Source organism: Paraburkholderia sp. Ac-20336, assembly GCF_017105025.1.
Classification (GTDB): domain Bacteria; phylum Pseudomonadota; class Gammaproteobacteria; order Burkholderiales; family Burkholderiaceae; genus Paraburkholderia.
Map to the genome: position 1 here is coordinate 18,531 of NZ_JAAGPS010000055.1, position 26,794 is coordinate 45,324.

Sequence of the window (26,794 nt, forward strand, 5' to 3'; positions counted from 1 at the left end):
TCATCCTCCAAAGTAAATGCGCTGTTCCGGTATGGCGTAGCCGCGGATCGCAACTGCTCCGGAATCCGGACTACATCGTCATTACGCAATCGATAGGTGCATACGTTCTGATTAGGTAGTATGCTAACACTGAGAGAGAAATGTGGGTACATTTAGATCGTCTTTCTTTAACCAACCAGAGGTCTTCGCTATGGCACATCGATTGCTGATTCCCCAAGGTGCATTGCTTCCGGCGCTTCAGGCGCGTCTGGAGAAAAAGTACGACGCTCGCATTCTCCCCGCGGCGGCGCAGGATCAGGAGAGTTTCCTCAAGGCTGAAGGCGAAGGTATCGAGGCTCTCGCAACCAATCCGAAATTCGGGGCGCGCGCCCCGCTTCTGGATGCACTCCCGAATCTCAAGGTCGTGTCGAGTCTCGGAGTGGGTCTGGATGGACTGGACCTGGAATTGCTGCGCAAGCGCGATATCGCCGTCGGTTATACGCCGGAAGTACTCAACGATTGCGTGGCAGATATTGCATTCGCACTGCTGTTGGACGTCGCTCGCGGCATCACGAAAGCCGATGCGTTTGTGCGTCGTGGTGACTGGTATAAGGGCGGTTTCCCCATGACCACGCGTGTTTCGGGAAAACGCCTCGGTATCATTGGCATGGGGCGCATTGGTTCGGTGATCGCGCGCCGGGCGCTCGGCTTCGACATGGAGGTTCGCTATCACAATCGCCGCCCGGTCGAAGGAAGCCAATTTCAATACGCTTCGACACCCGTCGAACTGGCTGAGTGGGCGGACTTTCTCGTGCTGGCAAGTGCTGGCGGCGCCGCGACGAATAAGCTCGTATCGACTGACGTGCTGAATGCGCTCGGGCCGAAGGGTTATTTGATCAACGTTTCGCGTGGCTCGGTGGTCGACGAAAAGGTACTCATCGAATACCTTCGCGACGCGCGCATTGCAGGCGCGGGTCTCGACGTGTTCGAGCAGGAGCCGGGCGTGTCCGCCGAACTGGCAAGCCTCGAGAATGTCGTGCTGACTCCCCATGTGGCGAGCAATACGGTCGAGACTCGCGCCGCGATGATGCAACGCGCAGAAGACAATCTCGATGCGTTCTTCGCGGGTAAAGGCGTGGTCAGTTCCGCGCTGTAAGTTGCGGTTTAGGTCTGGAAAATATGACGCAGGAACAATGGCCCAGGATTGGGCCATTTTTCTTTCTCCAGAAAAAAGCGGGTTCGAATTTTCGGATTCGAACCCGCCAACGGCACGACTGCCGAACGCTGCTTCAGAAGCGCGTGATCATACCTAGTACAAAGGACGTGACGCTACCGCCGGGTTTGGTGGGCAGTCCCGCTCCTTGTGCGCCCGCCATCGAGAATGTCGCGCTGCTGCCATTGCGGACATGTCCTGCGCCGACATAGACGCCGGTTCTTTTCGACAGGGAGTAGTCGTAGCGAATCGCGTAGGTGGTGGAGTCCCCGGAACTATCGCCGAGTCGCTTGTATTGACCGAAGTCGAGCAGGAACACGCCAGGACCAATATGGCGGATCAGCACGGACAAATCATAGAAGTTGTTATTCGGGTTCTGGAATGTCGCCGTACTGGCACCGGCCACGTTCTGACCACCGCGATGAGTCTGGAAGATGATGGAGGGTTGAATCCAGTCAAAGTCGTACATCATCGCTGCCATCACATAATTGCCCTGGATGGTCGTCGTACCCGCGGTCACGGGAGTCGTCGTGGCTGCACTTTGTTGAAGGTAGTTCAAGTCGGCGGAGAACTGGCCAAGACGATAAGCCAGACCTACGGAAACCGTTCTACCCAGCGACGCGGGAAGCGTCGGATCGCCGTTCGAACCGTTGGAATAGCTGGCGCGCAACGTCAGTCCGGCAAATGTCGGCGAGTTGTACCGTATGGCATTGCTGTTTCGCGTCGTCCCGACAAAGAAGTAGTTGTTCGATGCATTGCCCCAGCCGAAGGTGGAGAGGGGACCCTGAGCAAACGTGATCAAGGTCGTAAAGAAAGGCGTGTAATTCAATCCGAACTGGATTTGACCAAAGGGTCCGTTCAAGCCGACCCACGCTTCGCGACCGAAAAGATTCCCCGAACCCGCAATGGATCCCGTGGTGGGATTGAAGCCATTTTCGAGCTTGAACAGGGCCTTGTAGCCGCCCCCGAGGTCTTCAGAACCCAACATTCCCCAAACCGATGGAGCCACATTGCTGCTATCGAGTCGGGTTGCACTGCTACCGGCGGCATTCCCCGTCTGGAGCGATACATCGGCTCGGCCATAGAGCGTGACAGAACTTTGCGACCATGCAGGAAGGCTGGCGCAGCAGGGTACCAGGCTGCAGGCCAGAATCCATTTCTTCATGACAATCTCCAAATATATTATGAGTAGTTCTACTAATGGAAAAGTGTGTTCTTGTTTAATTTATACAGGCGTTACTCTTTCCAATCGGGGAGCGAGAAGCGCGAAATCAGCTCAGTGCGTGAAGGCGTGCGCCGCCGCTTTTCGTCAGGCGGTGGCAGGCTTGTGGCGCAAGAAACAAAGAATGATCGCTCCACAAAGCGGGCCGGCTGCGAGCGTGTCGATGGCAAGGGAGAACGAGTGGGTACTTCCGTACACGGCACCGACTGCCATTGGCGCGATTACGCTGCCGAGTTGCCACACGGCATTGGTGAGGCCAGATGCGGCGCCCGCGGCCTTCGTACCGGATGCCTCGGTGAGAAGCACATAGAGCAGCGGCGTATAACCGAAGGCGGCTGCTCCGAGAATCGGCGCAACGAGGTAGAACATGGTTTCCGTCGTGCAGCGGCCAAACACGACCAGAAGCGCGGAGAAGCAGAGGAGACAGACGATGGGCAGATACTTGCCGGAACCGTGCCCGAGGAAGTCTCTGAACCAGCCGAGCAGCGGCTTCGAGATCATCGCGCCAATACCGAACGCTGCCAGGATCGCTCCCGACGTAATGGGCGAAAGGCCGTACTGCTTGGTCATCAATGCGTTCCCCCAGGCGCCGAATCCGACGGTCGCCCAGAATCCCGCGAAGCCGGCAAGGGCGACCAGGATGAGATTTCGATTCATCAGCAGTTCGCGCACTTCGCTTCGTGTGATCGACGGCGTCTTCGTTTTCGTCGGACTATCGCGAAGCATTGCGAAGCAAACGAGACCCCAGACGAAGGTCACGATACCCAGCAGATGAAACGCGCTGGACCATCCGAAGTTCTTCGTAATCGTAGGAACGGTCGCGTTGCTCACTACAACGGCAAGAGACGTTGCCGTGCCGTAGATACCCATTGCGAGGCCGCGCTCGCGGTCGAACCAACTGGCGATGATCTTCATTCCCGCGGCATAGTCCGCGCCGGCGGTCACGCCCATCACGATCTGCAGTGCAATGCCTGTCATGAGCGAATTGGCGTAACCGAAAGCAAAGGTCGATAGTCCAAGCGGCAGAAGTGCAAAAGTGAGGGTGCGTCTTGCCCCGATGGTATCCGTCAGCAAACCTCCTGCTACGTTCGCAACGACGTACCCCACATAAAACGCGGTCACGAATGCTCCCAGCATCCCGACCGAGAGCCCGAGGCTCTGGCCCACCGAGGCCGCAACGCTGCTCCACGCGACGCGGTCTACATAACTGAGCATGAACGCCATCCAGGCGGCAAACAGTATCGCCCAGCGGTATTTCGGCGGTGAATCTGTCCTTGGTTGAGCTTCAGCATCGAATCGCGCAGTGAGGTTGCCTGTTTCCATGTGTACTCCGAGACATTGGGGAATTGAACGCTTTCAAATAGCTTCTGCGGCGTGTCCTGCCAACTTCGACGAGTGGCAGTGGACATCGTGTGCGGCGGGTGAAAAATGGATGCACTTTTCATGTTGCAAGTACACTTTTTCAAAAACAACATGTCAACAGAAACTTTGAAGTGGATACATTTTTTGGGGGGCATCGGAGATCGACAGGCTAGAAAACTGATTTCTCCAGAAAAGCGATATGCATCTATTTGATATTGTTTTTAAAGGGAAAATTAATTTTTTGACGTGAGGATTTTCACCGTCAGACCACCATGAATGGCCCGATTAGGTATTTTCCCGGGGATGACTTCTATGGACCGTCGCGGCTCAATTGTTCGAGTGATACACGATAAATGTATGCAGAATTCGAGGCAGGTCGGTTTTTAATGTGGGTGCAGTGTCGATGCGAAAAGTGACCGGCATGGCGTTCGCGTGTACTGATTCGAGCGGCTCATTGAGCCTCGTCAGGACGTAAGCCGGTCGTAATTTCGCAGGCGATGCTTCAGGGCGCTTGATGCGTAGCCGGCGAGGCAGGCGAATTGGCTACTCACCAAATCATATGGTGCGCACCGAAGTGGACGACGTATCCAGTGGGAGTCAGCGAAACGTGAAATTGCGTGAGGGTTATCGGCATTGCGGCGGGAGACGGGCGGCGAATGCGTGACGACCAGGGTTGGGGCCCTGGTGTTGCAGCCCTGGATGGAGACCGTATCGATGACGGTCGAACGGGAGAAATCCGCCGATGCCGCGAAAGATCATTACGGCACGGCCACCGAGAGGCGTGCCCGCTACAAGCCAAAGCCAGGCTACGCCCCTTGTCGCGTTCCACAGCGCAATGCATCCGCCGTCGGCGCCGGCGGTATGCTTGCGCCTCGGCTCAGGTCCGTGTCCGCTTCCGGGCCGTAGAGCGCGCGGGCAAACCGGCACCTGCGACGAACGACGCGCTTGTCGAATCCGCGGCTGCCGTACCGGCCTGAAGCGTCAACTTCAAGGCTTGGCGAATCGCCCGTGGTTCATAGCTGGGATCGATACTGGCGATGACCCCCAAAGCATTCCGCGCGAGCTGGCGGCTTGCCGCGTGAACGGCCTGGTCGGCGGAGCCCTCTTCGAAGGCGATCACCACGTCGCGGTGCTCCTCTTCCGACGCCAGCCAGGACTGCGGCGCCGAGCGCATATGCAAACGCCGCGCTCGCTCCGAACGCGACCAGCAATTGTCGATCGAATCCTTGATGATCGGTCCCGCATGCATGACGAGCATCCGGTGAAAGTCGATATGCAGATGCTCCCACTCGTCCTGCGTGCCATCGTGCAGAGGCGAGCGATCGTTCATCTGATCGAGATGCGCTGTCAATGCCGAAATCTCGTCGGCGGACATCAGCGGCACGGTGAGCGCTATACCCAGCGACTGCATGAGAATCCAGGTCGCGTAGACCGAATCGACTTCCTGCGACGTGACCTTGGTAACCCGAGTCCGATGCTGGAACTGCGCATCGACGAGATTCTCGGCCTGAAGCATCCGCAATGCTTCGCGAACCGGCGTGCGGCTTACGCCATACCGCCTGGCAATATGGACCTGATTCAGAATGTCGCCGGGAGCGAGTTCGCCGCTCAGGATGTCGCGTCTGACACGCCGGTAGACATCGTGCAGATCACCTTCCGTCGGGAGCTTTTGCTTGGCCGTTTCGCCATGGATCGGCTCGGGCTCCAATACCAGGGGAGGTGTTTTTTCGGCCCTCAACGCTGAATTTGCGCGCGCTTTGCTCACGTGTACACAGTCCGATTGGTTTGGCATGCCTGGCTGGATGCCCGGTACGCGGCGACACTGTACGTCCCGACAAGATGAGGATGGGTTGCCTGCGTCTCCTGTGCGCCTCTTCGCCGACGGTATCGACGACAGCCGCCTGATCGATTATAACGCCCGCCGATACCGCCGAAACGGCGGCAGGGACAGATCCGGCGCGGCACATGCCGGCGGGGTCGGAGCGTCCCGCATCAAGCCGAAACGCGGCAATAAAAAAGCCGGCCCATGAAGGCCGGCTTCCCCGTTGCCGCTTTCCGCCGCGCGACGAAATCACTGCACCGCCACGGCCCCGAAATTCTGCCGCCCGAATGGACTCACGCGATAACCGCTCACGTTCGTCCGCGTGATCGCCGCGGCAGTCGGATAGCCAAGCGGAATCCACAGCGCTTCGTCGTGGATGATCTGCTGCGCGGCTTCATACGCTTTCGTGCGCTTCGCGATATCGGACGTGGCCTTGCCGTCGGCGATCAGCTTGTCGAGATCCTGATCGCAGAAGCGCGCGAAGTTGATGCCCGACTTCACCGCGTTGCAGCTAAAGAGCGGCGACAGATAGTTGTCCGGGTCGCCGTTGTCGCCCGCCCAGCCCATGAACAGCGAATCGTGCTGCCCTTGCTTGGCCTGCTTGATGAGCTCGCCCCATTCGATCACCTTCACGTCCGCTTTCACGCCGATCTTCGCGAAGTCGGCCTGCAACAGTTCGGCGCCGGCCTTCGGATTCGGGTTCAGCACACTGCCGTTCGGCCGCACCCAGATCGTCGTTTCGAAGCCGTTCGGATAGCCCGCATCGGCGAGCAGCTTCTTCGCTCTCGCCGGATCGTACGGCCAGCCCTTGATCGAGTGGTTGTAGCTCCACGTGTTCGGCGGATACGGATTCACGGCTGGCGTCGCGGTGTTGTCGAACACCGTTTTCAGATACGTCGTGCGGTCGAACGCCATGTTCAGCGCGGCGCGCACCTTCTGGTTGTCGAGCGGCTTCTTCTGCGTGTTCAGCGCGACGAAGGCCGTCATGAACGCGGGCGTTTCGACGATCGCGAGCGATTTGTCCTGCTTCGCCTCGGCGAGATCCTGCGGCTTCGGCGACAGCGCGATCTGGCATTCGCCCGCCTTCACCTTCTGCGCGCGCACAGTCGCATCGGGCGTGATCGCGTAGATCAGGCGGTCGATCTTCGGCTTCGGCCCCCAGTAGGTCGGGTTCACGTCGTAGCGGATCACCGCGTCTTTTGTGTAGCTCTTCAGCACGAACGGGCCCGTGCCGATCGGCTTCGCGTTCAGGTCGACTTCCTTGCCGGCCTTGTGCAGCTGGTCCGCGTATTCGGCCGAATAGATCGACGCGAAGCCCATCGTCAGGATCGAGATGAAGGTCGCATCGGGCGCGTTGAGTTCGAACTTGACGGTGTTGTCGTCCACCTTGCTGATCGACTTGATGAGCTTCGGCAGGCCCATCGACTGCGCATGCGGAAAGCCGCTCGCGCCTGCGACCTTGTGCCACGGGTTGTTGTCGTCGAGCATGCGGTCGAACGTGAAGACCACGTCGTCGGCGTTCAGCGCGCGCGTGGGCTTGAAGTAGTCGGTGGTCTGGAACTGCACGTTCGGGCGCAGATGGAACGTGTAGGTGAGGCCGTCGGGACTCACTTCCCATTTATCCGCGAGCGCGGGGACGACCTTCTTCGCGGTTTCGTCGAACGAGACCAGCGAGTTGAAGATCACGTCGGCCGAGGCATTGGTCGTGACAAGCGAGTTGAACTGCACGACGTCGAAGCCGTCGGGGCTCGATTCGGTGCAGACGGTCAGCGGTTTGGCGAGCACGAGCGCGGGCGCCGTGAGCAGTAGGGCGGCTGCGAGCAGTTTGAAGCGCATAGGATCTCCGATGACGAGCGCAGTCAGGCAGTGCGTCTGGTTGTGTTTATGCGGTGACGCGGGATGGGCGCGGGCGTCGCCACGATTGTGATACGTTCCCGGCGCTGCCCTCAAGTGCCTCGGACCGAGCGATTCCGGGCTCTGGGGCTCCGAAGCCTTGCCTTGCTGGCGGCGCGCCTTCGCGAAAGCTTATCGAAGGGGCCGGATGGCGACAACAACTTAATCCACATATTCATATGGCGCCGGGGGCTGGCGCGGTGTGCCTGAACGTGCCGCACGTACCGCGACGCGTGGGGCCAGGCTCAGGCAGGCAATCCGCCAACGCTCAAGCCGCCGCCGCATGGCGCAGCAGATAGCCGATGCCGTCGATCGCGCGCACGCCGTACCACGATGTCATCTCGCCGTCGATCAGCTCGATGCGCTTGCCGGCGAGGCGCGGATCGCGCGCGAGCGCATCGCGATGCGCGGACGTGAAGCGATACGGCTCGCTCGATAGCAGCACGCGGTCGACCTCGCCGAGCCACGGCGCGTCGTCGAAATCGAGCGCCGGATAACGCGCCGCGCCCGCGCTGCCGCCTTGCACGTCGGGCAGCGTGTGCCAGTTCACGAGCCGCAGCGTCGCGGCGATGTAGGTGTCGCGCGCGACGCTCATCCACGGTTCGCGCCAGATCAGGTACAGCACGTTTTGCGCGGCGAAACGAAGCGCGGCGGCTTCCTGTAGACGCGCTTCGAGCGCGCCGGCAAGGTGCCGCGCTTCTTCTTCGTGCCTGAAGATCGCGCCGAGCAGGGCGTAGAGCGCGAGGTTGTCGCGCGGTGTTTGCGGATGGGTGACGACGATGTGCGGCACGAACGCGCGCAATTGCTCGACGGTGTCGCGCTCGTTTTCGTCGATATTGACGATCAGGTGGGTCGGGCGCAGCGCGCGGATCGCGTCGAGCTTGACGGTCTTGGTGCCGCCGACTTTCGGCACCGCGCGCACCTTGTCGCGCGGATGCACGCAAAAGCCGGTGCGCCCGACGATCTGCCGCTCGAGGCCGAGCGCGAACAGCGTTTCGGTGAGGCTCGGCACGAGCGAGACGATGCGCGCAGCGGCGCCCGCTGGAGTGTGCGCGACGCCGGTTGCATCGACCGCACGGGTTGGCATGGTCTACTCGGCGGCGGCGCGCGGCTTGCGCGGCGCGCGTTCGAACACGCGGTCGTAGAGCCAGCGCGGCAGCACGTGCAGCAGCATCGCCACCACGCGCATCTGCCACGGAAACACCGCGAACGAGGTTTGCCGCTCGACCGCCCGCGCGACCTTTGCCGCGAAACGGTCCGCGTTCATCAGAAACGGCATCGAGTACGGGTTGTGCTCGGTCATCGGCGTGCGGATGTAGCCGGGCGCGATCGTGACGACGCCGACGCCCTGCGGTCGCATTTCGACGCGCAACGCTTCGAGATACTTCAGCGCCGCCGACTTCGACGCGCTATACGCGCCCGAACCCGGCAAGCCGCGCACGCCCGCGACGCTGGCAATGCCGACCAGCGTGCCGCGCCGCGCGGCTGCCATCGCGGCGGCGAACGGCTCGAACGTGGCGACCATGCCGAAGTAGTTGATGTCCATCACTTCGCGGAACGTGCGCAGATCGCCGTGACCGGTCAGCGCGCCGCGGCTGATGCCGGCGTTGGCGATCACGACATCGGGCTGGCCGTGTTGCGCGATGAACTGCGCGGCCGCTTCGGCGAGCGCTTCCGCGTCGCGCACGTCGACGGGATAGATCGAGACGGTGTTGTGGGGATGGGACTGCCGGAAGGCGGCGAGCGCGTCGCCGCGGCGGGCGACGAGGCCGAGAATCGCGCCGCGCCGGGCATATTCGCCGGCGAGCGCGAGGCCGATGCCGCTCGAAGCGCCGGTAATGAAAACCTTCAGCGGTGAAGTCATTCCGGCGCCCGTGATTACATCTTCTTCGCGCGGACTTGCGAGACGAGATAGTCGAGCACCTGGGTCGTGCCCGGCAGGCTGTTGGTCGCGGCCGGACCGGTTTCATACTTGCCCTGCACCGCGAGCGTCGGCACGCCGTCGATCTTGTAGTCGTCGAGCAGCTTCTTGTCCTTCTGCAGCGCGCTTTGCGTCGAGAACGAGTTGTACGCGTCCATGTACTTCTTCGGATCGACGCCGAGCTTCGAGAGGAATTTGACCTGGTCTTCCGGCGTCAGCAGATAGTCCTTGTTGACGTGGATTTCGTTGAAGACCTTCGGCGTCAGTTCGTTGGCGAGACCGAGCGCGTCGAGCGCGTGGAACATCTTCGAATGCGGGATGAAGTCGTCGCGGAAGGCGACCGGCACGCGGCGGAACACGACGTCCGGACCCTGCTTCTTGACCCATGCTTCGAGGAACGGGTTGAATTCATTGCAGTGCGGGCAGCCGTACCAGAAGAACTCGGTGACTTCGATCTTGCCGGCCGGCACGTCGGTCGGCTGCGGCGAGGCCAGCACTGTGTAGTCCTTGCCGGCGACCGGCGCGGCCGGCGACGCGTGCGCCGTGGCGGCGACGAGTCCCAGCGAGAGAAACAGAATGCTCAGCAGTTTTTTCATTTGAGTTGACCCAGGTAGGCGGTAGAGCGGTGACGCTGCGCAAATGCCCGTCACCGTTATGCGGATTCGGCGTGGCCGCTATCTTATGCGACGCGGCCATCGTGCTTGTGACACGCGCCGCGCGCCGATAGTTCGGCGGCGGCGCGTGGGCCGGCGTTACGGTGTGTTCATTGCTTGGTGAAGCGGATCACCGCGGTATCGACACCGGCGTCCGACAGACGCTGGCGGCTCGAATTCATGTCCTCGAACTTCGCGAACGGCCCGATGCGCACACGGTAGTAGGTCACCCCGCCCGCGTCGCGCTGCGTCACCTTCGACTCGAAGCCCTGGAACGCGAGGCGTGCGCGCTGCTGTTCGGCGTCGGCGGCGGTCTTGTACGCGCCCACCTGCAGGAAGTAGCCGGTGTTCGCGTCACCCGGGGCCGGCGCGGCGGTCGAACCCGCCTTGGTGTTCGCGGTGCTCGTGGTGTTCGCGCTCTTCGGCGCGGAGCCTGCCGCCGTCGCGGCCGGCGTGCCCGCTGCCTGCGGTTTTTTCACGGGCGCCGGTGCGGCGATCTCGCCGCCGCCGTTGTCCTGCGCGGGCTTCGGCGCGACCGCGGTGCCGTTCGCATTGCCGGCCGACGGCGGCACTTCGACGATCTGCGGCTCTTCGAGCATGCCCGACTGGGTCTGCGCATTGGTCTGACCCGGCGCGGTGTTGGGCGGCGCCGGTTGCGCGGCCTGCGGCACCGGCTGGCCCGGCGTCTTGCCTTGCAGCGGACGGTTCGGGTCGTATTGCGCCTGGCTCGCGCCGTTGTCGGTCGCGGCCGGCGGCGCGACCTTCGAGACGAACGGGGTCGGCGCACGGGTGATATACAGCGCCACCACGACCGCGATCGCCAGGCCGACGATCAGGCCCAGCACGATACCGAGAAACGTGCCCCCGGTTTGCTTCGACTGCTTTGTTGTGCGGCGTGGTTTTGCCATCGTACGAATCACCTGCAAAAAGAATCCAGGAACGGCCGTCGATTATAACGACGGCCGCATACATGTTGCGCCGGGGAGTTACATCTTGACGGGGACGGAGACACCGATCGTCGCGAGACCGTTGGCGAGCACCTGGCGCGTGGCCGCGAGCAGCGCGACGCGTGCGTTGCGTTCGGCCGCATCGTCGACCAGCACGCGCTCGGCCCGGTCATTGTAGAACGAGTGGAATTCTCCGGCGAGGTCGCGCAGGTAGAACGCGACCGCGTGCGGCGCGAGTTCGTCGGCGGCGTGTTGCAGCATGTCCGGGAACTCGGCGAGCTTGTTGAGCAGCGCCATCGCGCGTTCGCTCGCGAGCGGCGCGAGGTCGACGCTCGCGAGCGCGCTCTCGTCGAGGCCGTAGCGCGCGTTGCACTCGGCGATCACCGAGCAGATGCGCGCATGCGCGTACTGCACGTAGTGGACCGGGTTCTCGTCGTTCTGCTTCAGCGCGAGGTCGATGTCGAACACGAATTCGGTGTCGGCCTTGCGCGAGATCAGGAAGAAGCGCACCGCGTCGCGGCCGCGGCGAATCGTTTCCTCGTCGATCAGATCGACAGCCGCTTCCGAGCCCGGCGTCGCGCCGCCCGACCATTCGATCAGGTCGCGCACCGTCACGTAGCTGCCCGCGCGCTTGGAGATTTTCACCTCTTCGCCGTTGCGCATGACCGTGACCATCTTGTGCAGGATGTAGTCGGGGTAACCCTTCGGAATGCCGATGCCGAGACCCTGCAGGCCCGCGCGCACCCGTGCGATCGTGCCGTGGTGGTCCGAGCCCTGCACGTTGATGACCTTCGTGAAGCCGCGTTCCCACTTCGCGACGTGATAGGCGACGTCCGGCACGAAGTACGTGTAGGTGCCGTCGGTCTTGCGCATCACGCGGTCCTTGTCGTCGCCGTCGTCGGTGGTGCGCAGCCACAGCGCACCTTCCTGCTCGTAGGTCTTGCCCGCGGCGATCAGCGCGTCGACCGTTTTCTCGACGCGGCCTTCGGTGTACAGCGACGATTCCAGGTAGTACTGGTCGAACTTCACGCCGAATGCCTGCAGGTCCATGTCCTGCTCGCGGCGCAGATACGTCACTGCGAAGCGGCGGATCGCCTCGAGGTCTTCGACGTCGCCCGCGCCGGTGACGGGTGCGCCGTCGCTCGCCTCGACCGTGACGCCGTTCAGGTAATCCTTCGCGATGTCGGCGATGTACTCGCCGTTGTAGGCCGACGCGGGCCAGCCGGCGTCGCCGGGGGCGAGGCCGCGCGCGCGCGCCTGGGTCGACAGCGCGAGCGTGTGGATCTGCACGCCGGCGTCGTTGTAGTAGAACTCGCGATGCACGTCCCAGCCCTGCGAGGTCAGCACGTTAGCGAGCGCGTCGCCGAGCGCGGCCTGGCGGCCGTGGCCGACGTGCAGCGGGCCGGTCGGGTTGGCCGACACGAACTCGATCAGCACGTGCTTGCCGGCGTCGCGCCGCGAGCGGCCGTAGGCGTCCTGCTCGGCGAACACAGCGGCGATCACGCCCTGTTTGGCCTGGGCCGTGAGACGCAGGTTGATGAAGCCGGGGCCCGCCACTTCGGCGGTCTCGACGAGGCCCCTGGCTTGCGGGTGCGCAAGCAGCGCGTCGACGATCTGTTGCGCGAGCTGGCGCGGATTGGCGCGCAGCGGCTTGGCGAGCTGCATCGCCACGTTGCACGCGACGTCGCCGTGCGCGGCGACTTTCGGGCGCTCCAGCGCGATGGCGGGCGGGACGAACGTGGCTTCGGTCGCGCCTTGCGTGGCAGTCGCGACCTGGTTCACCGTCTCGGCGAGCAGGGTTTCGAGTGTGTGTTTATGTGCGGGCAGCATGCGTGTTGCGAGTCCAGTGAGGCAATCCGGTAAGGCGGAAGAAGCGCCGGCCGCGGCCGGTGTCGGCCGCATGGAAGGCGCTGCGGCAAGTGACGCGGCGCTCATGTCGACCGCCGGCGGCGGCTTGACCCGTGGCGTAACCGCGGGGGGTATCCGCGATGCGGCGGGTCACGCGCGGCGGCTCGCCGTCGAGTTGTCGAGCGTGGCACGGGCGTTGCGGCTCGTCGCCTGGTCACCCCGGCCACGCGCTTGCGCAGGCTCGTCGCGCTTCGTTGCACGCGGCGCCGGGCGGCGCGCTTTTCCGTTCAGACGGATTTTAGCAGGTGCTAATATGTTCAATGAGATGCCTGTCACGGGCCGAGGCCGCCGCGCCCGCACGGCGAGCCCACGTGAGGCGCGTGTTGGTGCCGCTCGCGCGTCAACTCCATATAACGACAAAGGGAACAGTTATGTTGATTACTTTCAAATGCCACGCCAGCCCTGACGTGATGATGCTCGAAAATCTCGCCCAGTATCTCGTCGGCATTGTCGGCAAACGCCTTGGGGAGCGGGGCGTTATCACTCACGAGGAACTGGGCAGCGCGATCGAGAAGCTCGAAGCGGCGATCACGTTCGACAAGCAGGAGCGCGCCGAGCACGACGGCCATTTCCACGAGCACGAGGACGGCCACGAGCATCACGAGATTCCGCCGGGGCTCGCGCAGCGCGCGTATCCGTTCCTCGACATGCTGCGCGCGGCGCAGAAAGAAGACGCGGACATCGTTTGGGGGCTTTGATTCGAGCTGCCAGGTGAACAGGGCGGCGATGGCTGCTGCGAATGGCGCGGCGGCGTAGTTTCCGGCCGCGGCTGAACGCCGGCACAGATTGCCGCCCGCAACAAAAAGAGCCCGCTCGATGCGGGCTCTTTGCCATTCCCCGGTTCCGAAGCGGGGCTGCCTGCTGTTTGCCGCTGCGGCCGCTTACTGGCTCGCGGACTCAGCCGGTGCGGCTGCCGATGCCGCCGAGCCTTTCTTCTTCTTGCTCTTCTTCGGCTTCTTCACGTGTTTCTCTGTAGGCGGCGAGTACGAACTGACCGCGCTCGAGCCACCCGGCGCGGCCGGCTGCGCGAGCGCCACGGAAGCGCCCGCGGCCAGCGAAACGGCAGTCAATAACAGCGTCAGCTTCTTCATACGATTTTCTCCGTTGACGGTTGCAATCTGGATGAGCCGGCGCGTTTTGGCCGCGCCTGACAGGGTGAAAGCCGACTCAGTCTACAAAGCCGAAAATTCGGCGGGCGGAAATATTCAGCCTTTCGGGGCCGATATAGTGGGGGCGCCGCACCGGGTCATGCGGCGGCCTGCCCGGTGCCCGGTCATGCCATGTGCCGCCGCTTACAGCAGCGGCGCCAACGCGCGTTCGGCGTCCGTCTTCGACAGCGCCATGCGCTGCGCGTAGTCCTCGAGCTGATCCGCGCCGATCTTGCCGACCGAGAAATAGGTGCTGTCCGGATGCGCGAGATAGAAGCCCGAGACGCTCGCGGCCGGCAGCATCGCCAGCGATTCGGTCACGCTCATGCCGATCTCGTCCGCTTGCAGCACCTCGAACATGTCGCGCTTCACCAGATGGTCGGGGCAGGCCGGATAGCCCGGCGCCGGGCGGATGCCGCGATACTTTTCGGCGATCAGTTCGTCGTTCGAGAGGTTCTCGCTGTTCGCATAGCCCCACAGGTCGCGCCGCACGCGCGCATGCATCGCTTCGGCGAACGCTTCGGCGAGGCGGTCCGCGAGCGCCTTCAGCATGATCGCGCTGTAGTCGTCGAGGTCCTTCTCGAACTGCTTTTCCTTCACGTCGACGCCAAGCCCCGCCGTGACCGCGAATATGCCGATGTAATCGGCCACGCCCGAGTCCTTCGGCGCGATGAAGTCGGCGAGCGAGCGGTTCGGCCGCATGACGCCATCGACCACGGGCCGCACGCTCTGCTGGCGCAGATTGCGCCATGTCAGCGCGACTTCGCTGCGCGATTCGTCCGTGTAGATTTCGATGTCGTCGTCGTTGACCGTGTTGGCCGGCAGCAGCATGATGACGCCGCTCGCCTGCAGCCAGCGGCCCTGAATCAGGCGCGCGAGCATCGACTTGCCGTCCGAGAACACGCGCCGCGCCGATTCGCCGACGATCTCGTCGTTGAGAATCGCCGGATACGGACCGGCGAGGTCCCAGGTCTGGAAGAACGGACCCCAGTCGATATAGTTCGCGAGCTCGTTCAGATCGAAGTTCTTGAACACGCGCCGGCCGATGAACTTCGGCTTGACCGGCTGATAGCCGGCCCAGTCGATCTTCGTTTTGTTGGCGCGCGCTTCGGCGAGCGTGACCATCGGCTGCGCTTTCTTGTTGGCGTGCTGGTCGCGGATGCGGGTGTAATCGGCGTTCAGTTCGTCGATGTACTTCGTGGCGCCCTCGTCGGACAGCAGGCTGGAGGCGACCGACACCGAACGCGACGCGTCCGGCACGTAGACCACCGGCCCTTCGTAGTGCGGCGCGATCTTCACCGCGGTATGCACGCGCGAGGTCGTCGCGCCGCCGATCAGCAGCGGAATCTTCTTCACGCGGAAGTAGTCGTCGCGCTGCATTTCCGAGGCGACGTAGGCCATCTCTTCGAGGCTCGGCGTGATGAGGCCGGACAGCCCGACGATATCCGCGCCCTCAACCTTCGCCTTCGCGAGGATCTCGTTGCACGGGACCATCACGCCCATGTTGACGACTTCGAAGTTGTTGCACTGGAGCACGACCGACACAATGTTCTTGCCGATGTCGTGCACGTCTCCCTTCACCGTTGCGATGACGATCTTGCCCTTCGCGCGCACGTCGCCGCCGGCCGCCGCGAGCTGGCGCTTTTCTTCCTCGATGAACGGGATCAGATGCGCGACCGCCTGCTTCATCACGCGCGCCGACTTCACGACCTGCGGCAGGAACATCTTGCCCTGGCCGAACAGGTCGCCGACGATGTTCATGCCGTCCATCAGCGGGCCTTCGATCACGTTGATCGGACGGCCGCCCGCCGCGGCGATCTTCGCGCGCACTTCCTCGGTGTCTTCCACGATGAACGTGGTGATGCCGCTCACGAGCGCATGCGCGAGGCGCTTTTCGACCGGCTGGTTGCGCCACTCGAGGTTCTCTTCCTTCTTCGCGGCGCCGGTCTTGAACTTGTCGGCGATTTCGAGCAGGCGGTCGGTGCCGTCTTCACGGCGATTCAGCACCACGTCTTCGACGCGCTCGCGCAACTCGGGATCGAGTTCGGCATACACGCCGAGCTGGCCCGCGTTGACGATGCCCATGTCCATCCCCGCCTGGATCGCGTGATAGAGGAACACGGTGTGAATCGCCTCGCGCACCGGGTCGTTGCCGCGGAACGAGAACGACACGTTCGACACGCCGCCGCTCACCTTCGCGTACGGCAGGTTCTGCTTGATCCAGCGGGTTCCCTCGATGAAGTCGACCGCGTAGTTGTTGTGCTCCTCGATGCCGGTCGCGACCGCGAAGATGTTCGGATCGAAGATGATGTCTTCGGGCGGAAAGCCGACCTCGTTGACCAGAATCTCGTACGAGCGCTGGCAGATTTCCTTCTTGCGCGCGAACGTGTCGGCCTGGCCTTGTTCGTCGAAGGCCATCACGACGCTGGCCGCGCCGTAGCGGCGAATCAGCTTCGCGTGATGAACGAACTGCTCCTTGCCTTCCTTCAGCGAGATCGAGTTGACGATCGCCTTGCCTTGCACGCACTTGAGGCCCGCCTCGATCACATCCCACTTCGACGAGTCGATCATGATCGGCACGCGCGCGATGTCCGGCTCCGAGGCGATCAGATTCATGAAGCGCACCATCGCCGCTTTCGAATCGAGCATCGCCTCGTCCATGTTGACGTCGATCACCTGCGCGCCGTTTTCGACCTGCTGGCGCGCGACCGCGAGTGCTTCGTCGAACTGGTTGTTCAGGATCATTCGCGCGAACGCCTTCGAGCCGGTCACGTTGGTGCGTTCGCCGACGTTGATGAAGAGCGTCCCGGACGTGACGTTGAACGGCTCGAGGCCGGCAAGGCGCATGGTGTGATCGGTCATGGCGTGGGTGCGGGTCGGGTGCGTGCGGTACCTGGATTAAAGGGCGAGCGGAGCGTCGTGCCTGTGCGCGGTGCGTGGCGGCCGGGGTTCAGGCCGCGTCGCGGTACTGGTTCGGCCACTTGCGCGGCTTCAGTTCGGAGAGCGCCTTCGCGATGGCCGCGATGTGCTCGGGCGTCGTGCCGCAGCAGCCGCCCGCGATGTTCACGAGGCCCGCTTCGGCGAATTCCTTGAGCAGGCCCGAGGTATCGGCGGGCAGTTCGTCGAAGCCGGTGTCGCTCATCGGGTTCGGCAGGCCCGCGTTCGGATAGCACGACACGTAGGTGTCGCAGAGCTTCGCGAGTTCGGCGACGTACGGGCGCATCAGCGCCGCGCCGAGCGCGCAGTTCAGGCCGAACGTGAGCGGCTTCGCGTGACGCAGCGAGTTCCAGAACGCCTCGACGGTTTGCCCCGAGAGAATGCGGCCCGAGGCGTCGGTGACGGTGCCCGAGATCATGATCGGCAGACGCTCGCCGGTGTCCTCGAACAGTTCGTCGAGCGCGAACAGCGCGGCCTTGGCGTTGAGCGTGTCGAAGATCGTTTCGACGAGGAACAGGTCCGCGCCGCCGTCGAGCAGCGCTTTCGCCTGCTCGTAGTAGGCCGTGCGCAGTTCGTCGAAGGTCACGTTGCGCGCGCCCGGATCGTTGACGTCGGGCGAAATGCTCGCGGTCTTCGGCGTCGGTCCGATCGCGCCGGCGACGAAGCGCGGCTTGTCGGGCGTCGAGTATTTGTCGCACGCGGCGCGCGCGAGCTTCGCCGATTCGAGATTCATCTCGACGGCAAGCGACTCCATGCCGTAGTCGGCCTGCGCAACCGTGGTCGCGCCGAACGTGTTGGTCTCGATGATGTCGGCGCCTGCCGCCAGGTACTGCTCGTGAATCTCGCTAATGATCTGCGGCTGCGTGATCGACAGCAGTTCGTTGTTGCCCTTGATGTCGCGCTCGTAGTCCTTGAAGCGCTCGCCGCGATAGCGGGCTTCGTCGAGCTTGTAGCGCTGGATCATCGTGCCCATCGCGCCGTCGAGGATCAGGATGCGCGAATTCAGCAGCGCGGGCAGCGCCGTGCCGCGCGTGTAGGCGGACTCGGAACGGACTGGCGTGACGGTTTGGGCAGGCTGGTTCATGGCGGACGGGGGCTTGCGCCGGCGTTGGCGGGAAACCCGTCATTGTAGCCGTTGACGGGCGGATGCGTCTGGCGCGGGCGCTGGGCGCGCGTTATGGGGCGGGGGAGACGTCGCGCAGGTGTGAGGTGCGGGTGGAGGTCGTTAATTGAACGGCAAGGATGGTGAGTGCCGCTGACGCATCGGCCATGCGTTTGATGTGCGGCCATTATTGAGATTCGCTAATTCTCGTCGATGCTATAAAGGCCGCCTTACAACATTTCGTCTGAGGGGGTCCACGTTGCATGTCTACGGAACGGTGGGGGCGATGAAGGGACGTCTTCGGCGCATGACATGCGCGCTAGCGTATATCGCCTCGTCGCTTGTCGGAGGCTGGTTTCTTGGAGCGTTTATCTCCCATACCTCGCTATGGATTCCAGCGTGGCTATGGCATGCGATGCGCGCTGCCGTTCGGGCAAGCGGCATTGTCGCAATGTACGACGAAGACGACGTTGAAACGCTTTGTCTCTTGGCGCTAACGATTGCGTGTTGGGTCGTCGTCGCGCTCGTATTGGGCGCCGCATGGTTTGCGGTTACCCGTTGCATTCGAAAGCGGCGAGCGTAATTCTTTTCTTCCCAATCAAATGAGCACTATTTTGCGTATCGTCTTTGGCGCCGCTTCAGGTGCAGGTGCGATGACGGTCATCGTGTGGGGCGGCCTGTATTTAGCCTGTATTTATATGGCGTCCTGGCACTTCACGGTGTTGGAAGTCTGTTCGACACGAACCCCGAGGCAGCCAATATCTTCTTCTGCGCGTGGTTCGTTCTTACGGCTGTCGCAGCGATCGCTGGCGGCTATATAAGCCGGGCTCCAAAAAAATGACGCGACGTGCGAGCCGCGACATCGCGCAACAGGGTGTTGGCGGTTGAATGGCTGCTGGCCGATCCGGGCTGCCTTGGACGTAGCGAGTCTGAGACAGTGTCGGTGGAGTGCGGGCCGACACCGTCCAGTCCAATGCAGGTTCGCTCTACGCGAACGCGGAAATTCATACCAAAAGACGATGGCGATACCCAAGGCCGGATCACCTTGGATTCGTGAAGAACCTCGGTGAAGAAGCTTAGTGAAGCACCACGGGCTGATGCATGAGACTGTCGAATTGCCCGAGGAATTCATCGACCTCGTCGAGCGACGGCTCGCCTGCGATCAGTTGCTGGACATGTTCGCGAAAACGCGCCGCCAGTGCACCGTCGATATAGATTTCGCGCTGCATGTTCTTGTCGACGATCTCGTAGCCGCCCGACTTCATGGCCAGCAGGCCTTCTTGCGGCGGAAACTCGACGACACAATAGTTGGGGCTGTTGTAGATCATTTGCATGGCGACACTCCTTATTTCCGTTGGGCTTCCGCCCTTTCTGCACCATAGGTGGAGCATGTGTGATGGAATTCAAGGGGTGGGTCCGGATTGACGCTCGTGCGACGCGGGTAAAAATTCCGAACCTAACGGTTAGACCGGCCTCTCCAGAAACGATTCAAGTCATGCGGAAAATCGATGGGATCGCCCGATGGACGCGGGATGCGCGGCATCGGGCAGCTTGTGAAGCGGGCGCCTTCGAGCGCGTCCGCTGTCGCCTGTGTGACAGCAGGCGGCGTGCCCGTATCTGCCTGGATCGTGGCGACACGCCATCGTCAGTGTAGGGCATCGGATCGCTCCGTGTCTGCCGCGCGGAGCGAAATTTTTCGTTGCCTCGCAAACCATCGCGAAGCGCCCGGCCCCCCGGCCTGTGCCGGGTTGGATCGGCGCATGGCCCCGGCCCGACCGCGCTCAGGGCTTGATGATTTCGGGTGTGCCCGAATCGACCGGTGCGGCGGGCGGCGTTCCTTGCATCACTGCCGATGCGCTCGCGGGCGCGTTGTCATCAGACGAGACGGGTGTGCTCCCAGGCGGAACGGAAGCGGTGCCACTATTGCGGTCCCCATTCGGCGACGCGCCCTCTAACCCGAGCTTGCCGCGCCACACGAGTTCGAATTGCGTGCCGTTCGGCTCCGTTTGCAGGATGCGCGCGGGCAGCCAGCCGAGCGACGGCGCGAGCCATACGTCGATGCGGCGCTGATCGCCGTCGTGGCGCGGCAGACGTTTGAAATGGCGCGTCTCGAGATAGCCTTGCGCCGCGCGAATCGTTTCGTCGCCGATGGTCTCGATCGGCCAGTTCTCGCCGCTGTCGTTATCGACGACAAAAAATTGTCGCGTAACGCCGGGCTTATAGGCATCGGGATCGCCGCGCACGAGACTCGCGAGTTGCATCACGACGCTGAAGCGATCCTGTGCGCCGTCGGGCAGCGGCAGCGTCAAGGGTGTGCGCGTGAAGGCGATTTTTTTGTCGGCGCGATTGAAGATCGCAATGTCTTCCGCGCGGCGGCCGCGTTTTTCGCTGTACTGCGCGGGCGCGAGGCCGAACGCGTCGATGCCGCCGTGGCTCGCAAACACGAACGGCCCGACGAACGGCAGCGGCACCGACACGATCATTTCGTAGCCCTGTGCGTTGCTGGCCCAGTGGATCGTGCCGGGCTGATTGCGCACGCCGTTGTAGAACGTGTCGTATTCGAGTTCGGCGGACGGCGGCACCGAAAACTTCACGCCCTTCGACGCTTGCGGCGCGCTGGCCGCGGCAGGGGCGCTCGCCGCGGCGTTCGTATTGGCATTGGTGCTTGCATGGGAGCCGGCCGCGGCGGCCGGCGCGCTCGCCGCCGCTTCCGAGGCCGGCGCTTCGGCCGGCTCATGTGGGCTGGCCGGCTGCAACGCGGTCAACACGTGCTCGCGCGGCGGATGCGCCGTGGGCCTATGCGCGGAAGACGGCGCGGGCGGCGTCGCGGCAGGCGGATGTTCGGGCTGAGGTTCGGGTTGACGTTCGACCCGCTCGGGCGTCAGCAATGCGACCTGCACCGGCACATGCTCGCGATCGGCCGGCGTCAGATTCAGGCGTGTGCGCTCGAACCACTGTGCGGCGATCCAGTGCAGAATCGCCACCGCCGCGAGCACCACGATCCAGCGCCCGATGCGCAATGCGCCTGGCCGCCCATTGCCGTCGGGCGGCATGCGATCGGCGGCGCGGGTGACGGGAGCGTGAACCATCGGCGATCGAATCCGTGCGCGTGCCGTCAGCCGTTTTCGCTGCGCGGCGTGGCGCTATACCCGAGCTCGTACGAGAGCTTGCGCGCGCATTCGCGCAGCGCGAGATCGACCTCGCCGCCCCAGCGGATATCGAACGCGCCTTCATGGCCGAGCGCGACGAGGCCGAGCGCGAGCGCGCCGGTCGAATCGAACACCGGCATGCAGAACGCGTGGATGGTCGGCAGCAGCATGCCTTCGACGCGCGCCGCCGCGTGCGCGCGCACTTCGTCGAGCACCTTGCCGACCTCTTCGCGGGTGCGTGGTGCACCGCTATACGACGAGCGGCGCGAGTCGGCCAGTTCGCGTTCGAGCATCGCGGCGGTCTTGCCTTGCGGCAGGTAGGCGGCGAACAGCAGACCGGTGGCCGAACTGAGCAGCGGCATCACGTCGCCGAGTTTCAGCGAGGCCTTGGCCGGATGGCTCGATTCCATCCAGTGCACCATCGTCGGTCCCTGGTTGCCCCATACCGCGATGCCCACGGTCAGGTCGAGCCGGTCCCGCAGTTCGGCGAGCGCGATGCGCGCGAGCGCCACGCCATCGACGCGCGCGAGCCGCGCGAGCCCCAGTTGCAGCGCGAAGCCGCCCAGTTCGTAGCGGCCCGAGAGCGGGTCCTGCGCGACGACGCCGAGACGCAGAAAGCTCACGAGATAGCGATGCGCCTTCGCCGGACTCATGCCCGCGCGCTGCGCGAGATCGCGCAGCATCATCGCGCGCGGTTCGCAGGTCAGCACGTCGAGCAGCCTGAAGCCGACCTCGATCGACTGGATGCCCGAGCGCAGTTTCTCTTCGCCGGGCTCGCCGGTGTCGTCGTCGAGACTGGCGGCGTCGGCCGGATCGGTTTCGAGCGGATCGGCCGAGGTGGGGGCGGCGTGAGGGCGAAGCGTACCGGAGCGGGCGTTGGCGGACATGTGCAAAAGGCGCGGGATGGGGCGTTCGGTAATGGCGTGGCGGCGCGAATCAAGGTGCGCGCGATGACGTAACGGCGGCGCAACGGCGGCGCAACGGCGACGAAAAATAGCGACGACATAACAACGACGACATAGCAACGAAATCACGCCGAAGCAGCGCCACGGCAGTGCGATAACGGCGCAGCGGAAACGTGCAGACAACCCCCCGCAGAAAGCGTGCACGGTCGTTGCCCGGCGCGGATCAACTCGCGTACGGCAACCGCTGCTTCGCACGAACCGCGGTCACGCCGATTCACCATCGTAGAATAGATTCCTTCCATCGTCACTAACCCACGGTTCACAGCTCTATGAAACTTGCCTCGCTGAAGGACGGCACGCGCGACGGTCAACTGATCGTCGTGTCCCGTGACCTGCACACCGCGGCGATTGCCGACGCGATCGCGCCCACGCTGCAGCGCGTGCTCGACGACTGGGCTTTCTACGCGCCGCAACTGCACGATCTCTACGAAGCGCTCAACCAGGGCCGCGCGCGCAACAGCTTCGCGTTCGACGCGAAAGACTGCATGGCGCCGCTGCCGCGCGCGTTCCAGTGGGCCGACGGCTCCGCGTACGTGAACCACGTCGAGCTCGTGCGGCGCGCGCGCGGCGCCGAGATGCCGCCGGAATTCTGGACCGATCCGCTCATGTATCAGGGCGGCAGCGACGACTTCATCGGCCCGAAAGACGACGTGCCGTGCGCATCGGAAGCGTTCGGCATCGACTTCGAGGCGGAAGTCGCGGTTATCACCGGCGACGTGCCGATGGGCGCGACGCCCGAGCAGGCGCTGCGCGGCGTGCGGCTGATTACGCTCGCGAACGACGTCTCGCTGCGCAATCTGATTCCCGCCGAACTCGCGAAGGGCTTCGGCTTCTTCCAGAGCAAGCCGGCCACCTCGTTCGCACCGGTCGCGGTCACGCCCGACGAACTCGGCGAGCACTGGCGCGAAGGCCGCGTGCATCGGCCGATGATCGTCCACTGGAACGGCCGGAAGGTCGGCCAGCCCGACGCGGGCACCGACATGGTGTTTCACTTCGGTCAACTGATCGCGCATGCGGCGAAGACGCGCAATCTGCGTGCCGGTTCGATCGTCGGTTCGGGCACGGTGTCGAACAAGGATGCGAAGCGCGGCTACTGCTGTATCGCCGAGAAACGCTGCCTCGAAACGATCGAGCACGGCGCGCCGCAAACCGAATTCATGAAGTATGGCGATATCGTGAAGATCGAAATGTTCGACGAAGCAGGCAAGTCGATTTTCGGGTCGATCGAGCAGAGCATCGCGCCGCTCGACGACGCGGCGGACTAACGCGCTCGCGTGCGCGGTTTGCGCGGCACCGCTTACGAAAGGGTTTCGCCCGATGCCGCGGCTTTCACGCGCGGCTACACTGACTGGCGCGCCGGCATGGCCGGCGCGGCCGGCGGATCGAATGCAGCAACGCATCGGCAACATCAGAACGACAACCCGACGTGAGGAGACGGCATGCCGCGATTTGACTTCCCCGAAGCTGGAAACCGAGGTGCTGGCGCGTTACGGGCGAACGCAGGCACGAGCGCGAACATGGGCGTGGACGCTCATGCTGGCACGGCTGTGGGCACCCGCGCGGACAGCAGCGCGGACACTCGCGCAAGCCACCAGTCCACGCGCCTCGCGCGCCGTGCCGCGACGCTGTGTGCCGCGCTGGCCTGCTTACTGCCCCTGACGGCGCTCGCCCAGGTCAAGATCGGTCTCGTGCTGTCGCTGACCGGGCCGGCCGCATCGCTCGGCATTCCCGCGCGCGACACGGTCGCGCTGCTGCCGAAACAGATCGGCGGACAGAGCGTCGAATACATCGTGCTCGACGATGCGTCCGACACGACCCAGGCCGTGCAGGACACGAGAAAGCTCATCTCGGAGAATCACGTCGACGCGATCATCGGCTCGTCCATCACGCCGAATTCGCTCGCGATGATCGACGTGGTGTCCGACGGCGAAACGCCGATGATCTCGCTCGCGTCGTCGGCGAAAATCATCGAGCCGGTCGACGCGAAACGCCGCTGGGTCTTCAAGACGCCGCAGACCGACGCGATGATGGCCTCGGCCATCGCCGAGCATGCGAGCGCGCACGGCGTCAAGACGATCGCGTTCATCGGCCAGGCCGATGCGCTCGGCGAGACGTTCTACGCCGAGGTCGCGAAGTTTGCGAAACTGCATCACATCGACATGGTGGCGAGCGAGCGCTTCAATCGCACGGACCCGAGCGTGACGGGCCAGGTGCTGAAGATTCTCGCGGCGCATCCCGACGCGGTCGTGGTCGGCGCGGCCGGCACGCCCGCCGCGCTGCCGCCGAAGACGCTGCGCGAGCGCGGCTACAAAGGGTTGATCTATCACAATCACGGCGTCGGCAATAACGACTTCCTGCGCGTGTGCGGCGCCGATTGCAACGGCACGTTCCTGCCCGCGAGCCCGGTGCTGGTGGCCGCGCAATTGCCGGCCGATCATCCGGCGAAGCGCCTCGCGCTCGACTACATCGCGCGCTTCGAGGCGCAGCACGGAGCGGGCAGCGTGTCGGCGTTCGGCTCCTACACGTGGGATGCGGGCGTGCTGCTCGATCACGCGATACCGGTTGCGCTGAAGGCGGGCGCGCCGGGCACGCCGCCGTTCCGGCGCGCGCTGCGCGACGCGCTCGAAACCACGCAGGGTGTCGCGGATACCAACGGCGTCGTCAACATGAGCGCGACCGATCACATCGGCCTCGATCAGCGCGCGCGGGTGATGGTCGAGATCAGCAACGGGAAGTGGGTTTATCAGCCGCGATGAAGCGTGTCATCGTGTCGGCCGGGGGGGCGTGGTTTGCGGCCGCGTTGCTGCCTCGCTTCGCGGGTCCGGCTTTGTAGCTCCGGCTTCGCAGCTTCGACTTCGCAGTTCCGGCTTCGCGGCTCCGTAGCTCCGGTCTGCGGGCACGGTTCGAACACGCGCACGACGAGTCCACGCTTCACCAACCGACGGATCGCCCATCATGTCCGACGCACCTCACCGTAACGACGCCTACTACGCCCACTACCGCTCGCTGCAATTGCATCGCCATCCGCACGGCGTGCTCGAAATCGTGATGAGCGGCGAGGGCGCGAACCGCAGCGGACTCGCCACGGCGAATGCGCGCATGCATTACGAACTGGCCGAAATCTGGCGCGACATCGAGCGCGATCCCGACACGCGCGTCGCGATCATTCGCGGCGAAGGCAAGGGCTTTTCGGCGGGCGGCGATCTGCAACTCGTCGAAGACATGGCGAACGACTTCGATGTGCGCGCGCGGGTGTGGCGCGAGGCGCGCGATCTCGTCTACAACGTGATCAATTGCGGCAAGCCGATCGTCTCGGCGATGCACGGTCCCGCGGTCGGCGCGGGACTCGTCGCGGGCCTGCTCGCCGACATCTCGATCGCGGCGAAGACGGCGCGCATCATCGACGGTCATACGCGCCTCGGCGTCGCGGCCGGCGATCATGCGGCGATCGCCTGGCCGCTGCTGTGCGGGATGGCGAAGGCCAAGTACTACCTGCTGCTGTGCGAGCCCGTGAGCGGCGAGGAAGCAGAGCGCATCGGCCTCGTATCGCTGGCCGTCGACGAGAGCGATCTGCTGCCGAAGGCATTCGACGTCGCGCGCAAACTCGCAGACGGTTCGCAGACGGCGATCCGCTGGACCAAGTACGCGCTGAACAATTGGCTGCGCACGGCAGGGCCGGCGTTCGATACGTCGCTCGCGCTCGAATTCATGGGCTTCGCCGGGCCCGACGTGCGCGAAGGGCTGAACTCGCTGCGCGAGCGGCGCGCGCCGGATTTTGGCGGCGGCGATCCGTGGCGGGAGGCGTCGCGGGAGAGGGCCGGTGACGGAGGTGGAAGCGAGAGCGGTGGCGCTGCGGGTGGCGAAACGGATCGCAGCGAGTAGTGGCGCGGGGCGTGGCACGACCGACTGGCCGCAACGGGTCGCGTGGGGCGTGGCACGAGAACATGGCGGCACGGCCAGCGGTAGGTAGAAGCCGGTAGCCGCAGGTAGAGGCAGATAACGGCGCAGCCAGGACGCGGGCAGCCGTGCGGGCGGGTTGGCGTGGCGGGTCGGCGGCTGCCGGCACGCAACGCGGCGAGCCCCCTGAGCCACCATTTCACACGGTATGATCGACTCAACCCGCGCGGCTCCGCGCGCCCGACATCTTCTTATGCACCGAGGCGACAAGCATGACCGACACGACTGGCACCACGCCGCCCTTTCCCGGCTTTCCCGGTTTCCCGCCCGCTGAAATGCTCGATCGCATGTGGGGCATGATGCGGCTGTCGCCGTTCGGCTCGGCGTTGCCCGGCGCGCAGCCGGGCGGCGGCCTCGCGCCGTCGCTGTCGATGATGTCCGACATGATGGCGCCGCTCACCAATGTCGAGGAGCTCGACAAGCGCATCACCGACATGCGCGCGGTCGAGCAGTGGCTGAAGCTGAATCTGAGCATGCTGCAATCGGCGATCCAGGCGCTCGAAGTGCAGCGCGCGACGCTGTCGACCTTGCGTGCTTTCGGCGCGTTCGCGCAGTCGTCGATGGCGCAGCCGGCCGCTGCCGCGCCGGGTCCGGTGCCGAGTCCCGCACCCGCTCA

General features: G+C 64.0%; 20 protein-coding genes and 1 pseudogene. 6 read left to right on the top strand and 15 right to left on the bottom strand.

All coding sequences use genetic code 11. From position 1 onward, the window contains the following. Window positions 1-202: 202 nt before the first annotated feature. Window positions 203-1,135, top strand: coding sequence for a 2-hydroxyacid dehydrogenase (locus tag GXB81_RS17165; RefSeq protein WP_241016408.1), 933 nt, complete (start codon window positions 203-205; stop codon window positions 1,133-1,135). Window positions 1,136-1,268: 133 nt separating this feature from the next. On the opposite strand, the gene GXB81_RS17170 is transcribed toward GXB81_RS17165, so the two are convergent. From GXB81_RS17170 to argS, 9 genes are all read right to left on the bottom strand, one after another. Next, window positions 1,269-2,357, bottom strand: a complete 1,089-nt coding sequence (locus GXB81_RS17170; protein WP_167042392.1) for a porin — start codon at window positions 2,355-2,357, stop codon at window positions 1,269-1,271. A 144-nt stretch (window positions 2,358-2,501) separates the two neighbouring features. Beyond that, window positions 2,502-3,737, bottom strand: coding sequence for an MFS transporter (locus GXB81_RS17175; protein ID WP_167042394.1), 1,236 nt, complete (start codon window positions 3,735-3,737; stop codon window positions 2,502-2,504). A gap of 916 nt (window positions 3,738-4,653) precedes the next feature. After that, window positions 4,654-5,541 carry a GntR family transcriptional regulator gene (locus GXB81_RS17180; RefSeq protein WP_205989848.1) on the bottom strand — a complete coding sequence of 296 codons (888 nt, stop codon included), beginning with the start codon at window positions 5,539-5,541 and terminating at the stop codon, window positions 4,654-4,656. Window positions 5,542-5,847: 306 nt separating this feature from the next. Further along, a complete protein-coding gene (locus GXB81_RS17185) occupies window positions 5,848-7,434 on the bottom strand; it encodes an ABC transporter substrate-binding protein (protein WP_205989849.1) in 1,587 nt (528 codons plus the stop codon). Between the two features lie 325 nt (window positions 7,435-7,759). Continuing rightward, a complete protein-coding gene (locus tag GXB81_RS17190) occupies window positions 7,760-8,578 on the bottom strand; it encodes a helical backbone metal receptor (protein WP_205989850.1) in 819 nt (272 codons plus the stop codon). A gap of 3 nt (window positions 8,579-8,581) precedes the next feature. Continuing rightward, window positions 8,582-9,355 carry an SDR family oxidoreductase gene (locus tag GXB81_RS17195; protein WP_205989851.1) on the bottom strand — a complete coding sequence of 258 codons (774 nt, stop codon included), beginning with the start codon at window positions 9,353-9,355 and terminating at the stop codon, window positions 8,582-8,584. A 14-nt stretch (window positions 9,356-9,369) separates the two neighbouring features. Continuing rightward, complete coding sequence (locus GXB81_RS17200) at window positions 9,370-10,008, bottom strand: thiol:disulfide interchange protein DsbA/DsbL (protein ID WP_167042404.1); 639 nt, start codon at window positions 10,006-10,008, stop codon at window positions 9,370-9,372. Window positions 10,009-10,175: 167 nt separating this feature from the next. Then, window positions 10,176-10,991 (bottom strand): SPOR domain-containing protein, encoded by an 816-nt coding sequence (locus tag GXB81_RS17205; protein ID WP_167042406.1) that lies wholly within the window; start codon window positions 10,989-10,991, stop codon window positions 10,176-10,178. A gap of 60 nt (window positions 10,992-11,051) precedes the next feature. Next, window positions 11,052-12,842, bottom strand: a complete 1,791-nt coding sequence (gene argS / locus GXB81_RS17210) for an arginine--tRNA ligase (protein WP_167042408.1) — start codon at window positions 12,840-12,842, stop codon at window positions 11,052-11,054. 449 nt (window positions 12,843-13,291) lie between these two features. Between argS and GXB81_RS17215 the strand changes: the two genes are divergently transcribed. Further along, complete coding sequence (locus tag GXB81_RS17215) at window positions 13,292-13,618, top strand: DUF1840 domain-containing protein (protein WP_167042410.1); 327 nt, start codon at window positions 13,292-13,294, stop codon at window positions 13,616-13,618. A 183-nt stretch (window positions 13,619-13,801) separates the two neighbouring features. Here GXB81_RS17215 and GXB81_RS17220 read toward each other — a convergent pair whose 3' ends face one another. The 6 genes and pseudogenes from GXB81_RS17220 to GXB81_RS17245 all read right to left on the bottom strand — a co-directional run bounded on the left by GXB81_RS17220 (window position 13,802) and on the right by GXB81_RS17245 (window position 22,143). Then, complete coding sequence (locus GXB81_RS17220) at window positions 13,802-14,011, bottom strand: acid-shock protein (RefSeq protein ID WP_205989852.1); 210 nt, start codon at window positions 14,009-14,011, stop codon at window positions 13,802-13,804. A 201-nt stretch (window positions 14,012-14,212) separates the two neighbouring features. After that, window positions 14,213-16,939: pseudogene (gene metH, locus GXB81_RS17225) on the bottom strand (methionine synthase); the annotation flags it as partial. A 79-nt stretch (window positions 16,940-17,018) separates the two neighbouring features. Beyond that, window positions 17,019-18,089 carry a homocysteine S-methyltransferase family protein gene (locus GXB81_RS17230; RefSeq protein ID WP_167042417.1) on the bottom strand — a complete coding sequence of 357 codons (1,071 nt, stop codon included), beginning with the start codon at window positions 18,087-18,089 and terminating at the stop codon, window positions 17,019-17,021. A gap of 1,094 nt (window positions 18,090-19,183) precedes the next feature. After that, the gene (locus GXB81_RS17235; protein WP_167042421.1) at window positions 19,184-19,441 is read right to left on the bottom strand and encodes a DUF3567 domain-containing protein; all 258 of its coding nucleotides are present in this window, start codon (window positions 19,439-19,441) and stop codon (window positions 19,184-19,186) included. Window positions 19,442-19,888: 447 nt separating this feature from the next. Then, entirely contained in the window at window positions 19,889-21,196 is a 1,308-nt protein-coding gene (locus GXB81_RS17240; RefSeq protein WP_205989854.1) for a DUF3108 domain-containing protein, read from the bottom strand. Window positions 21,197-21,222: 26 nt separating this feature from the next. Beyond that, window positions 21,223-22,143, bottom strand: coding sequence for an IclR family transcriptional regulator (locus tag GXB81_RS17245; protein ID WP_205989855.1), 921 nt, complete (start codon window positions 22,141-22,143; stop codon window positions 21,223-21,225). A gap of 347 nt (window positions 22,144-22,490) precedes the next feature. On the opposite strand from GXB81_RS17245, the gene GXB81_RS17250 reads away from it, so the two are divergent. The 4 genes from GXB81_RS17250 to GXB81_RS17265 form a co-directional block, all read left to right on the top strand. Further along, complete coding sequence (locus tag GXB81_RS17250) at window positions 22,491-23,486, top strand: fumarylacetoacetate hydrolase family protein (protein WP_167042427.1); 996 nt, start codon at window positions 22,491-22,493, stop codon at window positions 23,484-23,486. A gap of 174 nt (window positions 23,487-23,660) precedes the next feature. Further along, window positions 23,661-24,977 carry an ABC transporter substrate-binding protein gene (locus GXB81_RS17255; protein WP_205989856.1) on the top strand — a complete coding sequence of 439 codons (1,317 nt, stop codon included), beginning with the start codon at window positions 23,661-23,663 and terminating at the stop codon, window positions 24,975-24,977. A 199-nt stretch (window positions 24,978-25,176) separates the two neighbouring features. Beyond that, window positions 25,177-26,103 carry an enoyl-CoA hydratase/isomerase family protein gene (locus tag GXB81_RS17260; RefSeq protein ID WP_241016410.1) on the top strand — a complete coding sequence of 309 codons (927 nt, stop codon included), beginning with the start codon at window positions 25,177-25,179 and terminating at the stop codon, window positions 26,101-26,103. Between the two features lie 287 nt (window positions 26,104-26,390). Then, window positions 26,391-26,794 (top strand): PhaM family polyhydroxyalkanoate granule multifunctional regulatory protein (locus tag GXB81_RS17265; RefSeq protein ID WP_346777802.1); only part of this gene is annotated, 404 nt, incomplete at its 3' end.